The 15,560-nt window shown below is 71.8% G+C and carries 11 protein-coding genes; 3 read left to right on the top strand and 8 right to left on the bottom strand.

All coding sequences use genetic code 11. The features are described 5' to 3' along the window. Positions 1-6: 6 nt before the first annotated feature. The 3 genes from F4558_RS11185 to F4558_RS11175 all read left to right on the top strand — a co-directional run bounded on the left by F4558_RS11185 (position 7) and on the right by F4558_RS11175 (position 4,404). Entirely contained in the window at positions 7-2,352 is a 2,346-nt protein-coding gene (locus F4558_RS11185) for a hypothetical protein (protein WP_167943983.1), read from the top strand. Between the two features lie 13 nt (positions 2,353-2,365). Further along, positions 2,366-3,493, top strand: coding sequence for a hypothetical protein (locus tag F4558_RS11180; RefSeq protein ID WP_167943982.1), 1,128 nt, complete (start codon positions 2,366-2,368; stop codon positions 3,491-3,493). A gap of 137 nt (positions 3,494-3,630) precedes the next feature. Next, the gene (locus tag F4558_RS11175) at positions 3,631-4,404 is read left to right on the top strand and encodes an AfsR/SARP family transcriptional regulator (protein WP_167943981.1); all 774 of its coding nucleotides are present in this window, start codon (positions 3,631-3,633) and stop codon (positions 4,402-4,404) included. 237 nt (positions 4,405-4,641) lie between these two features. Here the strand turns inward: F4558_RS11175 and F4558_RS11170 are convergent, their stop codons facing one another. The 8 genes from F4558_RS11170 to F4558_RS11135 form a co-directional block, all read right to left on the bottom strand. Continuing rightward, a complete protein-coding gene (locus tag F4558_RS11170; protein WP_167943980.1) occupies positions 4,642-6,129 on the bottom strand; it encodes an FAD-binding oxidoreductase in 1,488 nt (495 codons plus the stop codon). Positions 6,130-6,277: 148 nt separating this feature from the next. After that, entirely contained in the window at positions 6,278-7,012 is a 735-nt protein-coding gene (locus tag F4558_RS11165; RefSeq protein ID WP_053659806.1) for an HD domain-containing protein, read from the bottom strand. Between the two features lie 55 nt (positions 7,013-7,067). Next, positions 7,068-8,426, bottom strand: coding sequence for a pectate lyase family protein (locus F4558_RS11160; protein ID WP_167943979.1), 1,359 nt, complete (start codon positions 8,424-8,426; stop codon positions 7,068-7,070). A 98-nt stretch (positions 8,427-8,524) separates the two neighbouring features. Further along, positions 8,525-9,685 (bottom strand): Gfo/Idh/MocA family protein, encoded by a 1,161-nt coding sequence (locus F4558_RS11155; protein ID WP_167943978.1) that lies wholly within the window; start codon positions 9,683-9,685, stop codon positions 8,525-8,527. Then, complete coding sequence (locus F4558_RS11150) at positions 9,682-11,175, bottom strand: mannitol dehydrogenase family protein (RefSeq protein ID WP_167943977.1); 1,494 nt, start codon at positions 11,173-11,175, stop codon at positions 9,682-9,684. The genes F4558_RS11155 and F4558_RS11150 overlap by 4 nt, the downstream gene beginning before the upstream one ends. After that, positions 11,166-12,470, bottom strand: coding sequence for an enolase C-terminal domain-like protein (locus tag F4558_RS11145; protein ID WP_167943976.1), 1,305 nt, complete (start codon positions 12,468-12,470; stop codon positions 11,166-11,168). The genes F4558_RS11150 and F4558_RS11145 overlap by 10 nt, the downstream gene beginning before the upstream one ends. Before the next feature lie 173 nt (positions 12,471-12,643). Then, positions 12,644-14,077 carry a glucuronate isomerase gene (gene uxaC, locus F4558_RS11140; RefSeq protein WP_167943975.1) on the bottom strand — a complete coding sequence of 478 codons (1,434 nt, stop codon included), beginning with the start codon at positions 14,075-14,077 and terminating at the stop codon, positions 12,644-12,646. 54 nt (positions 14,078-14,131) lie between these two features. Beyond that, on the bottom strand, positions 14,132-15,460 hold the full coding sequence (locus F4558_RS11135; protein ID WP_167943974.1) for a Gfo/Idh/MocA family protein: 1,329 nt from the start codon (positions 15,458-15,460) through the stop codon (positions 14,132-14,134). Positions 15,461-15,560 lie beyond the last annotated feature (100 nt).

Below are 15,560 nucleotides of genomic sequence, written 5' to 3'. Positions count from 1 at the left end.
GGCGCGATGACCGACATCCGGGTACCGGTGGACGGTGCCGACCCGTCCGTCGAACGTAACCTCGTCGACCAGTTGGAAGGCCCCTACCCGGGCACTGTCCGGCGAGTGGTCGTACCGATCGCCGCCGCCGGCACCGCAGCCGTGGACTGGACCAGCCGGCATCCGCTGCTCACCGTCGTGCTGAGCCGGGATCTGGTCGAGGAGACCGTCCGGGTGGCGGTCACCGTGGCACCGGGCGCCGAGGACGAGCGGGTGCTGCCGCCCGTGGTGTTCGCGCCCTGGTCGGCCGCCGGCGCGTCGATCCCCGTGTACGCGCCGGACACCGCCGACGAGCCGCTGGTCGCCGCGTTTCCCGTGACCGTGACAGCCGAACGGATCGTCGACGGCGGTTCCGCCACTGCGGTCACCGGAGCGGCGCTCACCGCCCTTGTGGAGCTTGCCGTGCTGGAGGGCAACCTGGGCCGGCTGCTCTACCTGGTGTCGTGCGAGAAGCACCGGTTGCGCCGGGCGGCCCGGGAGGTGCACGCGTACCGGACCCTGGCACACGCCCGGCGCGACGCCCTGGACCGGATCGGCGCCGACGTCGGAGTGGCCCGCTTCGTCGACGAGCTGGTGCACGAGCCGGCCAGCGGCGAGGTGTACGCCCGCCGGTTGGCCCCGCCGGCCCGCGAGCCGGATGCGGCGTACGCCCACCGGCTCGGGCTCTACCGCCGGTTCCTGCTGCCCACACCGGGTGCGGTGCGCCGGCTGCTCAACGGGCCGGGAGCGGACACCGACCCGAACACCGGGCTGTTCGCGGACCTGCCCGGCGGCGCCCGGTTCACACTGCGCGAGGATGACGACCGGTTCGCGGTGGCGATCCGGCTTGTCGCCGCAGGGGACCCGCAGCACCGCACCAACTTCCTCGCTCAACTGCGCCGGGACCGCCTCGTCCTGCCGGCGAACACGCCGGCGAACAACACCACGCACGCCGGCCGGGCGTTGCCGGCGAGCCGGCTGACCGAGATCACGGCGCTGCGGGCCAGCCTGCGCCAGTCGTACGCCTTCGACAGCTCGCACGGCATCGCGCAGCCGCTGGCCGTAGCCCTGGACCGGGCGGGGCGGGTGTGCCGGGCGCTCGGCTCGTCAATCGTGTGGCAGGTGAGCCGGGCGCAGGACGGCGCTGGTGGCAGCCGCTACGAGCTGGGTCTCGGTGTCGACGTGAGTTGGCCGACGCCCGCGCAGGCCACCGATCTGCGCAACCGGGTGCTGGACAGCGGCCGGGCGCTCACCATCGACGGGACAGCCGAGGCGCTGATCTCCGCTGCCCGCGCGCGCGGCGTGCCAACGGTCGGGGCTGATGGCGAGCTGGCGTGGCTGTGGCGGGTGTGCGGGCTGGCGACGACGCACCGGATCAGCACCACGACCATGTACCTGTCGCACCTGCCCACCCGAGGGCTGGCGGTGACCGCGCCGCTGAGCGCGCCGGTCGGCGCCGACACGGCTGTCGAGGCGCAGTTCCACGCTCCGGGTGACCCGGGCGGCAACGCGCTGCTGCTGGCTGGGCTGAGCGCGGCCAGGGCGGCCTGGAACAACGCCGGGGAACCGGCGTGGAACCAGCTGACCGACGCGGCGGCGCGTACCCGGTGGGCGGCCGTGCCGACCCGCCCGGCAGGGCAGCCGGTCGATCAGGTGCTGGCCGCCGCAGGCCTTCCCGCGGTACGGGAGCCGGCGCCCGTGGTGGCCGCGCTCAACCGCCTGCCCGACGAGCTGGTGGAGACCATCGAGCTGCCGGCGGCGCTGGCCTCCGCGCTGATCGCCGGGCAGCCGGCCGCCGGAGACCGGCTGGCCCGGCTCGTCGGGTTGCTACGCGAGCAGCACCTGGCAGCCGCGTTGCCGCTTGTCGAGACGGGCAACCGGGTGCTGCTGGTGTGCAGCGTCATCGGTCTGCCGCAGGCCGGGCTGAACCTGGCCGAGCGCCGGGCCACCGGGTTCCGCTGGTACACCGTCGGGCTCGGCGGCGGCACAGCGGAGATCAAGGCGGTCGGCGCGCGGACCGCCCTGCGACCCACCCACACCGGGCTGGTGGCCGTGGTGGCGCTCTCCTACGTGCGGACCGGCCTGACCGACCCGTACGAGTTCCGGGTGGAGCTGCCCGACGGGGTGGCGCTGACCCTGGCGCAGTACGAGCGGCTGATGAACGCGCTGACGCGGGTCTGCCCCCTCGGCGTGGAGATCAACACGTTCGGCATCCGGCGCGATCATGTCGACCTCGACGGCAACGGCACCGCCGAGCCGCTGCGCCCCGCGGTGGCCCGTACCTTCCGCACCTTCCAGCAGCGCCGGCACCGCGGCGTGTACGACCAGCTCTGAGAGGGACACCACAATGGCGAGCGAGATCAACTACGACGGGATGACCGTCACCGAGCTGTACGAGGTGTTCACCAAGCACGGCATCCCGCCCTCGGACGCCAGCGTGCTGGTCTCCTCCTGGATCTACGAGAACGTGGGCACCGCGAAGCGGGTGTTCAGCTACGCCGAGTCGTTCCCGGCGGTGGAGCCGGGCTGCGCGCCGCCGCCGTTCGCTCGGACCTTCGCGCACACCGACTGGGTCGACGGCGAGGACGTGGTGCAGGCCGGGCAGACCCCCGGCGAGCAGGGCTTCAACGAGCGGTTCCACCGCATCGAGCACGACCTTGACCACCTCGGCACCGACGTGGCCAAGGCGTTCGCGTGCATGGCCGCGATGCGGGTGAGTCTGCGCCGTCTGCTCGACGAGATCCGCGCGGAGATCAACCGGCTGCACTCGACCGTCCACGAAAACAAGATCGCCCCCGGCCCGTACACGTTCGAGCAGATCCCGAACTACATCGGCGCGCTGGACTTCGGCAAGTACATGGGCACCACGATGTTCCTGGACAAGAAGGTGAGCATCTGGCAGACCAAGGCGGGCACGATCGTGCTGCCCGCCGTGGAGACCCTCGGCGTGGACGTCATCGCCGGGCCGAAGGTCCGTGGGGCAGCCCAACTCGCCAGGTACGCCGCCGAGCACGGAGACGTCCGGCAGCGGTTCCCGCGCGAGGTGAAGCTCGATGAGTTCATCCGACTCTTCGGCGACGACGAGATGGCCGACGGTCGACTGATCCGCGACGTGCTCAAGGTGCTGCCGGCGAACACCAGCTACCAGAGCGTGGACGCGATGCTCGCCGAGGTGAGCGAGCGAGAGGCCGTCATCGTCCGCACCACCGTCGGCGCGCAGTCGGCGGTGTCCGCCGCCCTGGGCATCGAAGCCGAGCTGGAGAACGTCGCGGACGCCGACATCGCGATGCTCGCCGGGGTGCCGACCAAGGCGCGGGCGGCGCTGGCCCGCGCCGGGATCAGCACCCTCGGCAAGCTCGCCGAAACGCAGCCTGAGCAGGTACTCGGCATCATGAAGGAAGCCGGGATCCGCGCCGACGTCGGCGACGCCGCCGAGTGGACCGGGTACGCCCAGACGCTGAGCAAGCTGCGCTGAACGGCCGGGGCCGACTCCGGCGAACGGCTGATCCGCGCCGTTCGCCGGGTCGGTGTGACGACATTGCGCTGGCGCGTCGACCATCCACACCCGAGCGTGGAACTCCCACGGGGCGACAGGGTGCGAAGGGCACATCCATGGTTGTTCAAGAGGTGACGCACGACCTCCGGACCGCAGCGGGGGAGACCGATGCGCGGCAGCCACCCAGGTACGCGCTGCGCCTGCTCGGTGGGTTCGGGCTGGAACGCGACGGCCGGACGGTCGCGGTGCCGCAGGGCGCCCGCCGGTTGCTGGCCTTCCTCGGCGTACGCCAGCGCTGTGCCCGCGCGGAGGCCGCCGGCACGCTCTGGCCCGGCTCCCACGAGGAGCGTGCCCGCGCCAACCTGCGCACCATGCTGTGGCGCCTGCACCGGGTCACACCGGAGCCGTTGGTGGCCGAGGACGACCAGCTCGCCCTTGCCGTCGGCGTGACAAGCGACGTGGCCATCCTGGCCGCGGCGGCCGCCGCGTTGCTGGCCGGCGCACCGCCGGTGGGCGCTCCGGTTCCGGCGATGGCGACAGGCGAGCTGCTGCCCGGCTGGTACGACGACTGGGTGCTGACCGAGCGGGAGCGGCTGCGTCAGACCCGGCTGTACGCGCTTGAGGCGCTCGCCGAACGACTCACCGCCCAGGGCCGGTTCGGTGAGGCGGTGCAGGTGGCGTTGACGGCCGTGCAGTTGGAGCCGCTGCGGGAGAGCGCCACCCGCGTGCTGATCAACGTGCATCTGGCCGAACGCAACATCAACGAGGCGGTACGCCGGTTGGAGCTCTTCCGCGCCGACCTGGGCCGGGAGTTGGGCGTCGCCCCGACCCCGTGGCTGGAACACCTGGTGCGGGCCGGCAAGGCCGGTGCCACGGTCCCGTTGCCGTGACCGCCAGAACACCTTCCCGTCACGTCCTTTGCTCTGCTTCAACCAGCGCAACACTTACGCCGTGGAGGTGTAGCGCCGGTTGAAGCAGAGCAAAGGCTGGGCAGGAGGTGGGTGCGGTGGGCGCGACTCGCCCGCCGCGCCCACCGCCCCCAGACCGCGCAGGGGCCGCGTGTGCGGGTGGCGTGGCCTGCGCTTCCGTCGGCTGAGTTACCCGCAGGTCAACGCGCAGGCCGCCGGTCAGTGCGTCGCGGGCGGGATGCTCTGCTCGTACTGGAAGACGTTGTGCGGGTCGTACTTCGCCTTGACCCTGCGCAACCGCGGGAAGTTGTGTCCCCAGTAGGCGGTCTCCCACTCGGCCATGCCGATGTTCGGCACGTTGGCGTAGGCGCCGCACACGTAGGGCCGTAGCGCCAGGCTGAACTCGGCGATCCAGGTCTGGGCGATCGGGGTGAGAGCGTCGTCGCTGTCGGGCTCTCCGCGGGTGCCCCAGCCGACGCCGGGCTCGGAGTAGAGGAGCACGTCGCGGTGCGGGAACGCCGAGCCGCCGAACGGCTCCTGTGTGTGCGCACCCGTACCGAACGCCTGCGAGAAGAAGTTGGTGTCGTCCGTCGGGGCGCTCTCCATGAACGTGCGAACGATGTTGATCGCCTGCTTCGGGAGCGGTTCTCTGACGAACTGCGAGTAGAACTTCCACTTGCCGGGGTCGTCCGCGCTGGGGACCTGGAAGTCGGTGTAGACGTCGCCCCAGCCTCCGATCTGCACGGTCACCTCGGGGTTGCCGATTGACAGGATCGGCGCCAAGAGCCTCCTGGCCTCTTCCTCTGTGCCTTCGGCGAGCACCCCGAACATCAGGATCTCGTTCCTGTGGACCTCGAGTTGGCTGCCGAGCCGGGGGTCGGTGAAGGGTGTGGTGCGCTGCCAGGTGTCGAAGACCGGGTGCAGGTCGTCGAGGCCCGGCCAGGTCGCCTGGAGGTAGGCGACGCTCTTGAGTGGGGCCACCTTATAGGTCAGCGAGGTGACGATGCCGAAGTTGCCGATGCCCGCTCCGCGCAGCGCCCACAGCAGGTCCGAGTGGTTCCACGGGTCGACCTCGAGCACCTTCGCGCCGTCGGCGCCCGCCGCGACGACGATCTCCGCCCCGATCAGGTTGTCGCAGGCCATCCCGAGGTAGCGGGTGAGGAAGCCGAGCCCGCCGCCGAGGGTCGCCCCGGACAGGCCGACGGTTCCCTCTGTTCCCGTCGTCGCCGCCAGGTCGTACTCGCCGAGCGCGGTGACGGCCTCCAACTGGGTGAGCCCCGCGCCGACCTTCGCCGTACGGCTCGCGGTGTCGATGTGGACGTCCTTCAACTCGCTGACATCGATCACGATGCCGTTGTCGACGTTCGACCAGCCTTCGAGGTTGTGGCGACCACTGCGTACCCGAAGCGCGACGTTGTGCTGCCGCGCCCACGTCAGGGCGTTGACCACGTCCTGGGTCTCCTGGGCGAAGACGATGACCAGCGGATAGTGCACGAAGAGCTCGTCCCAGCCGAGGCTCGCGTCGGCGTAGTTGGGGCTCTGCGGGCGGACGATGCGCCCGGTCAGCTCCGCCGGGGGGTACTTCATGCCGGACCCGGGGCCATCGGCCGCGATCGCCGAGCTGCCGGCTAGCACGACCGGGATACCGACCGCTCCGGCGCCAACGGCCGTCGCCTTGAGCAGATCGCGACGAGAAAGGTCACGCATGGTCAGAGTCCTCTCGATCGGAGTGCGCCGAAATCGGTCAAGAAGGCTTATTGCTTCTCATCTGGCGCAAACAAACCGTAAGTGCAGAGGGCTCCTCGAAGATCCGAGAACTTGTCGCAGAACCCGGTCGAGTGACGCGGCGGCAGGGTCAGTTCGGGTGGGCGGGCTGATCGAGGATGGCGCTGAACCGCTCCTCGGCCAGGTCGAGCTGGCCGAAGATGTGCCGCTTCACCGCCGGTGCGAGCGGCGTGTCCGGCCGGCCGATCAGGTCCCGGAAGAGCGGCACCAGGGGCCGGTACTTGCGGGCCGACGAGACAACCTTCGGTCCGATCGTGTGGATCACCCCGACGCCGTTGTCGGTGAAGTCCGACACCTTGATCACCCGGGCCCAGGGCTCCCGTTCCAGGCTGACCGCCAGGTGCTCCCGGTACTGCGTGTTGCGGTCCCGCTCGGGGTCGTACACCGGGTTGGTGACGGCGGCGACCAGGGTGGCCACCCGAGGCCCGAACCGCGCGGCGAGCGTGGCGAGCGCCGCAGCGGTCGGGTCGGTGTCCGTGCCGGCGTCGCCGTCGGCAAGCTCGACCGGGTGGTCCTCCACCGCGTCGTGCAGCAGACCGGCGACGATCACATCCACGTCACGCACCTGGTAGTGGTGCATGAGCCGGATCGCCACCCGCAGCAGGTGGTTGAGGTACGGCTCGCGGACCCGCCGGTCGTCCCGGTGCAGTTCGGCGGCGAGGTCGAGCGCGGCGCTCAACCGCGCCCGGGCGTCGTCGTCGAACTGGGCGACCTCCAGCCGGAAGCGTTCCAGCAGGCCCGGTTCGCCGTGGATCTCGGTGATCGCGTGCATCGGCATGCTGCCCAGGTGCGGCGGGAAGTCCATGCGTCACTTATAGCCGATCTTCACCACATCGATGACCCCCTACGTCGGCTGTCGGTCACAGCGGTAGCCGATCGGCGCCCGCCAGCGGGCCCACCAGGAGCGGGACCATTGGCGTCGGCAGGACGGGATCGCGGCGCAGCGTGGGCGTCCACCCGGCGTCGGCGCCCAGGTCCGGATCGTGCGCCGCGTTGTACGCCGCCAGCAGGTCGACCGGCCGGGCCGGACCCGCGCCCTGGCGGACCCAGCTGCCCCGCTCGGTGAGCGCGGTACCTCCCCAGTCGTAGAGCAGATCGGCCGGGTCGACCGCCGCGTCGAGGGTGAAGAAGTTGTTCTGCGCGTAGATCGCCGACTGGACGCCGACGCCGAGCGCGTACTCGAAGTCGTCCCCACCGAGCCGGTAGTGGTTGTTGTAGACGTCGACCTGGCCGAACCGCACACGGGGCAGCCGTTGCAGGACGCCGTCGAAGAGGTTGTGGTGCAGGGTCACCTTCAACCGGCCCACGTCCGGGCCGACGGTGTTCGACGAGCCGATCAGCATCAGCTTGTCGCGCCCGGTGAAGCGGTTCCAGGCCGCGGTGACGAGGCTCGCGGTGTGCGTGACGTCCAGCGAGCCGTCGTGCACCTGGTACGGCCGCCCGAAGTAGGTCGGCTGCGCGCTGTCCGGATTGTCGCCGTCGGTGAACGTGTTGTGGTCGATCCACACGTGCTCGCTGCGGCGCACCGAGATCTGGTCGTACTGGCTGTTCCAGTTGCCGGTGTCGCCGTCGGTCGGTGACCAGGCGGGGAAGCAGTCCCGGGCGTCGACGAAGGTCAGGTTGCGCACGATGACGTTCGACGCCCGGTCGATCATCAGGGTGAGACCGGTCAGCCGGGCACCCCGCAGCCCGATGATCGTGGTGTTCGGGCCGACGTTGATCTGGGTCTGCCGGGTCTGGTTGGCAACCGAGCGCACCCGGGCCTCCTCCAGCGGCCCGGCCGGCGTCACCCGACCCCACACCGCCGGGTCGTACGCGGCCAGGTAGGCGTCCAGCCGGTACCCCGGGTCGGCCAGGTCGGCGCAGCTCAACGGCGTGCCGTCGGGTCCTTCGAAGCCGTCGACGACACCGTCGACGTAGATCAGCTTCGGGGTGGCGTCGGTGGCGTTGCCAGCGTTGTCGCCGCCCAACGCGGCGACCAGTTCGGCCCGTGTGCGGACCACCCGGGTCCGGTCGGGTGCCGCGGTCGAGCCACCTGTGGTGCCGGCGCCCTCGGCCGCCCAGCCGTCCCGTTCCGGCACCGCTTGCCGGCCGAGGTGACGGGCCGCCCAGGAGAGACGGTCGGCGGGGTCGGGACGGTCGGCGGCCAGGGCCGGTGCGATCGGTGCGGCACCGAGCAGGAGGGTGACAAGGGTCGCGACGGTGAGTGTTCTGCGCATCGATTCTTCCCATTCGCTGGTGGTGGAGGGGAGGGTCTGTCCAATGCGGCCCGTCACAGCTCGGGCGGGGTGCGCGCTCCGGTGCCCGGCGCCTCCCTTCAATCCGTCAGTTCGGCGCGGTACGCCGGTGCTGCCCACGGCACCGCCAGTTCGCTCGGCAGCGCTCCCCGCTCGACCGCCCGGCGCAGCACGTCGACAACGCCCCGCAGGTGCAGGACGCGGCTCTCGCCGTCGCCCACCGCCGTCACCAGGTCACCGTCGAGCAGCAGGGGTTCCGGAGCGCCGCGTAACGCGTCGAGCAGCGCGGTGAACGGCGCGGTACGCGCCAGCGGGGCGATCAACGGCACCCCGGCCGGGTCGGCGCGGTGGGCGAGCAGGTTCTCCAGCAGCCCGCGCCGGCCCGGGACCAGGCGGGTCGCCACGTCGCCGGGCAACCGCAGTCGGTCCGTCGGGTACTCCAGCACCGCCTGTCCGGTCTCGCCGGTGACCACGACCTCGCCCGCCACGAACTCCTCGGCGGCGAGGGTGACCGCCACCAGGACCGGCGGGCCGGCTCGGAACCGGACCCGCAGCACCGCCGTGTCCTCCACCTCGATCGGCCGCACCCGGTAGCGCTCCACCTCGATGGCGGCCGGCCACTGTGGAGCGCCGCCCAGCGCCTCGGCGACCGCCAGGCACTGCATCACTGCGTGCGCGAGCGGGTTGGCAAGCGCGCCGTCCAGCACCGGCCGGCCGTCCAGGCTCCGCCGGCCTGCCCATGGGGAGCGGGCGTAGTACGCGTCCGGCCGCTGCCACGCCGCCACTGTCGCTATGCGGGTGACAGTGCCGAGTCGGCTGGCCGCCAGCGCGTCGGTTAGCGCGGTCAGCGCCGCCGAGCCGAGCGCCTGGAAGCCGACCTGCGCCACCCGCCCGGTCGCAGCGAGCGCCTTGCTCAACTCCTCGTGCTCGGCCATCGACAGCACCGGAGGCTTCTCCAGCAGCAGGTCCGCGCCGGCGGCCAGGGCGTCCCTGGCGATCGGAAGGTGGGTGTGCGGCGGGGTGCAGATCACCACCACGTCCGGCCGGGTGGCGGCGAGCATCGCCCGGTGGTCGGTGAACACCTGCACGCCGGGCGGCACCGGCGCCGCCGGCTCGTCCTGCACCGGGTGGACGTCGACGAGGGCGACCAGCCGTACCTGCCCGTCGGCGTGCAGAGGTGCGATCACCCGCCGATGCCACCGGCCGTGCCCGTTCGCCCCGATCACCGCCACCCGTCTCACCGGGCACCGGCCAACGTGGCCTCGACGCCGTGGCGCTCCAGCGCGGTCAGCCAGGTGATCACCTCGGTGCGTACCTCGTCGTCCTCGGCCACCTCGGCCGGGATGACGTCACGCAGCGCGAAGATCGCGTCCACGGTGCCCGCCGGGCTCTGCGTCCCGGCGTCCAGCGCCGCCCGGATCGGCCCGGCGAGCGGATCCTGGAACGGTAGCGGCCGGCCGTCGTCGGCGTACCCCAGCGCGAAGCGCAGCCAGGCCGCCACGACAAGCGCGCCCCAGCGCGCGGGCCGGCCGGCGGCCCGCAGGTCGGCGATGGTGTGCAGGACGCGCTGCGGCAACTTCTGCGACCCGTCCATCGCCACCTGAAGGGTGCGGTGGTGGATCGCCGGGTTGGCGAACCGGCCGAGGGCCTGCTCGCCGTAGTCGACGACCCGGACCCCGTCCGGCGGGGTGAAGCTCGCCGCGACGTCCTCGGCGATCAGCCGGCGCAGCACGTCAGTGAGGTGCGGGATCAGCAGCGCGTCGGCGATCGTCTCGCGCCCGGCCAACGCACCCAGGTACGCCACGGCCGAGTGCACGCCGTTGAGGGTGCGCAGCTTCAGCCGTTCCCACGGGCCGGCGTCGTCGGTGAGCACCGCACCGGCGTGCTCCCAGCCGGGCCGGCCACCGGGAAAGTCGTCCTCGATGACCCACTGCATGTACGGCTCGGCGGCCACCGCCGCCAGGTCGGTCACGCCGAGCGCCCGCCGGACCGTCTCGATCGTCTCCGGGGTGCTGGCCGGCACGATCCGGTCCACCATGGTGCCCGGGCAGGTGACGTTTCCGGCCACCCAGTCGACCAACCCGGCGGGCACACCCAGCGCCTGGCCGACCGCCTGGTCGACCATGCCGCGCAGCCGCCTGCCGTTGGAGGGCAGGTTGTCGCAGCTCACCAGGGCGATAGGTCCGGCGTCAGCGGCGGCGCGTGCGGCCAGCCCGCGCAGCAGCAGCCCCGGCACTGTGCTCGGCGGACGGCCTCCGGCCAGGTCCGCCGCGAGCTGCTGGTCCGGGCACAACCGGCCGGTCACCGGGTCGAGTTGGTACGCCTTCTCGGTGACGGTGAGCGTTACGACCCGTACCGCCGGGTCGGCGAGCAGCGCCACGACGGCGTCCGGGTCGCTCGCGGCGTGGCGTACGCCGCTCAACGCCCCCACCACCCGCGTGGCGCTGCCATCGGCGGAGAGGGTGCTGACGCTGAACAGGTTGTCCTGCGCGGCGATCGCCTCAACCAGGGCGGTGCTGCGCGGGGCGACGGCCACGATGCCCCAGTCGCCGCCGGCAGCGCCGACCGCCGCCTCGGTGTAGACGGCCTGATGCGCCCTGTGGAACGCGCCAAGCCCGAGGTGGACGACTCCGGTCGGCACGGTGCCCGGCCGGACGATCGGTCGGGCCTCGACGGGCAGCCGGCGCAGCACACCCATGCCGAGCCGGGACGCGCCGACGGTCACCGCCATGCCGGGCCGTCCGGGAAACGGAACTCGGCGATCGACTCCTGCTTCATCGTGGCGCTGTAGCCGGGCCGCTCGGGCAGCAGGTAGCGGCCGTCGCGGGTGCGGACCGGGTCGACGAAGTGCTCGTGCAGGTGGTCGACGTACTCGACCATGCGCCCGTCCAGCGCGGTACCGACCCGCAGGTAGTCGAAGATCGCCAGGTGCTGGACGTACTCGCAGAGACCGACGCCGCCGGCGTGCGGGCAGACCGGCACCCCGAACTTCGCGGCCAGCAGCAGCTCGGCCAGGACCTCGTTGACACCACCGACCCGGCACGCGTCGATCTGCATCACACCTATCGCGTCGGCCTGGAGCAGCTGCTTGAAGATCACCCGGTTGGCGGCCACCTCGCCGGTGGCCACCCGGCACCGGCCGCCGGTCAGCTCGGTCACCGCGCGGGCGATCCGCGCGTGCCCGAGGATGTCGTCGGCGTGGGTGGGCTCCTCGATCCAGTACGGGTCGACCTCGGCCAGCACTGTCATCGCGGCGATGGCCTCGTCGACGTCCCAGACCTGGTTGGCGTCCATCATCAGCAGCGCGTCCGGGCCGATCTCGGACCTGATGATCCGGGCCCGGCGCAGGTCGTCGGCGAGCGGGCCGCCGACCTTCATCTTCATGGCCCGCCAACCCTCGTCGTACGCCTGCCGGGTCAGCGCCCGCACCTTGTCGTCGGGGTAGCCGAGCCACCCGACGGAGGTGGTGTACGAGGGGAAACCAATCTGCTTGAGTTCCGCGAGCCGGCCATCGGATCCGATCAATCCCTTGTCGAGGATGGCGGCAGCGTCGTCGGGGGTGAGCGCGTCGGTGATGTGCTTGAAGTCGATGCTTGCGACAAGCTCGTCGGTCGGCAGGTCGGCGAGGAACCGCCACATCGGCTTGCCGGCGAGGGTCGCCCGCAGATCCCAGACGGCGTTGACGAGCGCGCCGGTCGCCATGTGGATGACGCCCTTCTCCGGCCCGAGCCAGCGCAACTGCACGTCGGCGCTGAGTGAGCGCCAGAACGCCACAGGTTCGGCGGCGATCTCCTCGACCGTGCGCCCTTGTACGTGATGGGCGAGCGCGCGTACCGCCGCGCAGGTGATCTCGTTGCCCCGGCCGTTGGTGAAGGTGAACCCCGCGCCGGTCGGCCCGGCGTCGGTGCCCAGCTCCACGTACGTCGCCGAGTAGTCACCCCGGTTGATCGCGTCGGAGCCGTCGCCCCGCGCCGCGGTCGGGAACCGCACGTCGTGCACCTCAACGGAGGTGATAGTGACACTCACTGGACCTGCCTTTCGTTTGCGACTGCGGGGCTCCGCTGCGCTGCGCTCCTCGCGCTCACCGGGCCTGCCTTTCGTTTGCGACTGCGGGGCTCCGCTGCGCTGCGCTCCTCGCGCTCACCGGGCCTGCCTTTCGTTTGCGACTGCGGGGCTCCGCTGCGCTGCGCTCCTCGCGCTCACCGGTCGCCCCGCCCGAAGTTGAAGACCTGCCTCGGCAGCCGGTACGCCAGGTCGACGATGGTCTCGGCTGCCTCGTCCATGGGCAGCCGGTGCTCGGCGACGAGCCGGGCCAGGAAGCCGGCGTCGACCCGGCGCGCCACGTCGTGGCGGACCGGGATGGAGCAGAACGCCCGGGTGTCGTCGACGAACCCGGCCGTGTTGTAGAAACCGGCGGTCTCGGTGACCGTCTCCCGAAACCGGCGCAGCACCTCGGGGGAGTCCAGGAACCACCAGGGCGCGCCGAGGAGCACTGCCGCGTAGCCGCCGGCCAGAGGCGCCAGCTCACGGGTGAAGGTGTCCTCGTCGAGGGTGTAGAGCACCACCCGCAGCCGGCTGTCGTTGCCGTAGCGCTCCAACAGCGGGGCGAGCGCGTGCACGTACTCGGTGACCTGCGGGATGTCGCCGCCGACGTCGCGGCCGTGCCGGGCGTACAGCCACCGGTTGTGGTTGCGGACCGCGCCGGGGTGCAGTTGCATGACGAGGCCGTCGTCGAGCGACATCCGAGCGAACTCCACGAGCATGTGCGCCCGGAAAGCCTCCGCGTCGGCCGCGTCGGCCTCTCCGCGCAGGCCCCTGTCGTACAGCCGGGCGGCTTCCTCGGGTGCCAGGTCGAGCGTCCGCGCGGTGGGGTGCCCGTGGTCGGACGAGGTCGCCCCCGCGGCGATGAACGCGGCCCGCCGGCTCCGCAGCGCCGCCAGATAACCGGCGTACGTGCCGGTGTCCTCCCCGGCCAGCGCGCCGAGGCGCTGCACGTTCGTCGACCAGCCCTCGAACTCCATGTCCACCACGTCGTCCGGGCGGAAGGTCGTGACCACCCGGCCGCCCGGCCCGCCCCACCCGTCGGCGGCGAGCTTGGCGTGCTGCCCAAGGTCGTCCAGCGGCGACTCGGTGGTGGCGAGCACCTCGATGTTGAACCGCTCGAACAGCGCCCGGGGCCGGAAGTCCGGCTCGGCCAGCCGCGCCGCCAGCTCGTCGTAGACGTCGTCGGCTGTCGACGGGCGCAACGGGGTGTCCACCCCGAACACCGTCCGGAACGTCCGCTCCAACCAGAGCCGCGAGGGGGTGCCCCGGAACAGGTGCCAGTGCGCGGCGAAGCGCCGCCAGATCACCCGACCGTCGGTCTCCGCCGGGCTGCCGTCGCGGGTGGGCACACCCAACTGCGCCGGGGGTACGCCCTGGCTGAGCAGCATCCGGGTCAGGTAGTGGTCGGGCACGATGAGCAGCCGCGCCGGATCGGGAAACGGCTGGTCCTGTGCGAGCAGTGCAGGGTCGACGTGCCCGTGCGGCGAGATGATGGGCTGCTGCGCGGCGAGGGCGTACAGCTCCCGGGCAAGGGCGCGCTGGCCCGGGTCCGCGGGCAGGAGCAGGTCGGTCTGGTCGGCTATCGGCACGGGGACGGACTCCTCGTCGGTGGGTCAGTGGAGGGCGAGCGGGTCGGCCACCGGTCAGCGGGGGGTGAGCAGGTCGGCCACCCGGACCGGCTGGCCGGTTTCGAAGGAGCGGTTGGCGGCCAGGCCGGTGAGCAGGGCCAGCGCGCCGTCCTCGGCGGTCGCGGCGCGATGCAGAGGGTCGGGTTGGCCGCCGAGGAGGACCCCTGTCATTCGGACGTCCGCGCCGCCGTGGCCGTGCCGGCTGCGACCCTCCACGGGGATCTGCCGGGGCGGTTCCCAGAACGGGCGCACTGTGAGCGTCGCGCCGCCGCCCTCGGGTGCCGCCTCGACGCCGTGCAGGGCGGCGCCCTTCACCGCGCCGGCGGTGCCCCGGTCGACGAAGTCGTTCTCGGTGACCTCCAACTCCAGCCGGCCCCGACTGCCGTTGACCATCACCCGGTAGCCCTCCCAGGGCGCGTACGCGGTGAGGTGGTAGGTCATCGTGGCGCCGGTGGAGTAGCGGGCCAGCACTGCCATGTCGTCCTCGATCGTCACACCGGGGGCGAAGACGTTGCGGTCGCGTTGGTAGCCGTCCTCGGCCTCGGCGTCGAGGTACAGCTCCCGCAGCCGGGGGTGCGCGTCCAGCCGCAGCGCGAACGGGTCGTCGGCGGCGGCGGGGGAGCCGTACGCCCTGTCGTAGTCGCGGGCGTAGCCGTGCCGGCGGCCGTCCTCGCCGTAGAAGAAGAGCCGGCCGGCGGCGTACACCTCGACGGGAGTGGCGTCCAACCACCAGTTGACAAGGTCGAAGTGGTGGCTGGCCTTGTGCACCATCAGCCCGCCCGAGGTGGCCTTGTCGCGGTGCCAGCGGCGGAAGTAGTCGGCGCCGTGCCGTACGTCGAGCAGCCATTCGAAGTGCACCGAGCCGATCTCGCCGACCGCACCCTCGGCGAGCAGACGGCGTACCTGCTCGTGCAGCGGGTTGTAGCGGTAGTTGAAGGCGACGTTGACCTGGCCGCCGGTCTCGGCCACCGCGTCCAGGATCCGCCGGCAGCGTGGTGCGTCCACTGTCATCGGCTTCTCGGTGACGACGTCCCGGCCGGCGCGCAGGGCTGCCACCACGTACTCGTCGTGGGTGACGTCCACACTGGTGACGAGTACGACGTCGACGCGCTCCTTGTCCAGCATTGCGGCGAAATCGGCGGCCGGGTACGTCGGCACCGGACGGTGGCCCAGCTCGGTAAGCCACCGGTTGTGCGCGTCCATCCGGGCCTGGTTGACGTCGGCGAAGGCGACGAGGTCGGTCGTGTCGGCGTGGTCGAGCACCAGGGCGCGGACGAACATCTCGGCCCGCGCGCCGGTGCCCACGACGGCGTACCGGACCCGTCCGTCGGATCTCGGTGACATTCGGTCGCCTCCCGGGGTGATCCTGCAAAGGTTTGCAGTGAAGTAACCACGGTCGATCCGATGTCGTCAACGACGGCGGCACAATCGGCGGTAAATGTCA

It is taken from the genome of Micromonospora profundi (assembly GCF_011927785.1).
Lineage (GTDB): Bacteria > Actinomycetota > Actinomycetes > Mycobacteriales > Micromonosporaceae > Micromonospora > Micromonospora profundi.
Note: the sequence above shows the minus strand (reverse complement) of the source record. Positions and strands in the feature narration are given on the sequence as shown.

Coding starts and splice junctions, on each gene's coding strand:
- F4558_RS11180 (WP_167943982.1), top strand. CDS start 2,366: ATGGCGAGCGAGATCAACTACGACGGGATGACCGTCACCGAGCTGTAC.
- F4558_RS11185 (WP_167943983.1), top strand. CDS start 7: ATGACCGACATCCGGGTACCGGTGGACGGTGCCGACCCGTCCGTCGAA.
- F4558_RS11170 (WP_167943980.1), bottom strand. CDS start 6,129: ATGCGTGACCTTTCTCGTCGCGATCTGCTCAAGGCGACGGCCGTTGGC.
- F4558_RS11150 (WP_167943977.1), bottom strand. CDS start 11,175: ATGGCGGTGACCGTCGGCGCGTCCCGGCTCGGCATGGGTGTGCTGCGC.
- F4558_RS11165 (WP_053659806.1), bottom strand. CDS start 7,012: ATGGACTTCCCGCCGCACCTGGGCAGCATGCCGATGCACGCGATCACC.
- F4558_RS11175 (WP_167943981.1), top strand. CDS start 3,631: ATGGTTGTTCAAGAGGTGACGCACGACCTCCGGACCGCAGCGGGGGAG.
- F4558_RS11135 (WP_167943974.1), bottom strand. CDS start 15,460: ATGTCACCGAGATCCGACGGACGGGTCCGGTACGCCGTCGTGGGCACC.
- F4558_RS11160 (WP_167943979.1), bottom strand. CDS start 8,426: ATGCGCAGAACACTCACCGTCGCGACCCTTGTCACCCTCCTGCTCGGT.